This is a genomic window from Roseibium sp. RKSG952 (assembly GCF_009711355.1).
Genome location: NZ_SMMF01000471.1, coordinates 1 through 1,206 on the forward strand (window position 1 = coordinate 1; position 1,206 = coordinate 1,206).

A 1,206-nucleotide genomic window follows, 5' to 3' on the forward strand; every position below is an offset into this window, starting at 1 on the left:
TCTTCATTTTCGGTTATGGCCTCCAGCAGGTCGGGATCTTCCCCAAGCAATTCAGCTGCATGGCGCAAAGTATAAACATGGGTAAGGGTTGCCATCAGGCGGCCTCGACGGTTTGTTCTGACAGTGGTTTCCAGTTCCACGGCAACAAGTCGGCGAGACGATTCATCTTGTGATCGTGGATGCGGTTCAGCACGTCTGCGAGATAGGCTTGCGGATCCAGGCCGTTCAATTTGGCCGTTTCAATGATTGTCATGGCACGTGCCAGCGTTTCGCCGCCGGTGTCGGCCCCGGCGAACAACCAGTTGCGGCGGCCAACCCCAATCGGACGCATGCCGCGCTCGGCCGGGTTGTTATCAATTCCAACACGCCCGTCTTCCAGAAACAGGGTGAAGGACGCCCATCGGTTCAGGCCATAGCGGAAGGCTTTCGCCAGATCGCTCTTGCCCGGGATCCGGAGGAGCTGTTGTTCGGCCCAGACGCGGAACGCCTCGACCTCGGGCTTGCTCTTTTTTTGGCGCACGCTTCGCCGTATTCCGGCGGATGTGCCATGGATCTCGCGTTCGATATCATAGAGCCTGCCGATCCGTTCAAGCGCTTGCCGTGCGATCGGAGATTTTGCCGTTGTCCAGACATCATGGAAGTCGCGCCGCAGGTGCGCCCAGCAGGCCGCCTCGCGGAACTGCACGGAACCATCGATCCGCGGGGCATAGAGGTCCCGGAACCCGGTATAGGCATCAGCCTGAAGAATGCCGCTGCTGCGGGCCAGATGTTTGCGCGGGTGCTCGCCCTTTCGGTTTGGCGAAAAATAATAGACCGCTCCGGGCGGAGCCGCGCCGGACCATGGCCTTTGATCGCGCAAATAGACCCAGATGCGGCCTTGCTTGACCGCTTTGCCCAGGGCCTGTGTCCTGGCCTTGCGGTCCAGAACCCGGATGGGGGTGTCATCGGCATGGAGCAGGTCACTGGCCATGATGTCGGCCTCGATCAAGGCGGTCAGCGGGCCCAGGGTTTTCATCGCCTTGCCGCACCAGTCCACCATGGTCGTATCGGGAATGTCTGCGCCCAAGCGGTCAAAGACTTCATTCAGACGGTAGAGCGGAACATGATCATCGAATTTCGAGACCAGAATGAAGGCCAGCAGGCTGGGGCCGGCCATGCTGCGCGGGATAGGACGGCTGGGCGCCGGCTCCTGCACCATCTTTTCGC

Annotated in this window: 1 protein-coding gene; it reads right to left on the reverse strand. The window is 60.4% G+C overall.

Annotation, left to right across the window (positions count from 1 at the left end; translation table 11 throughout):
- Positions 1-94: 94 nt before the first annotated feature.
- Positions 95-1,206 (reverse strand): IS66 family transposase (locus tag E1297_RS01620; RefSeq protein WP_155133064.1); only part of this gene is annotated, 1,112 nt, incomplete at its 5' end.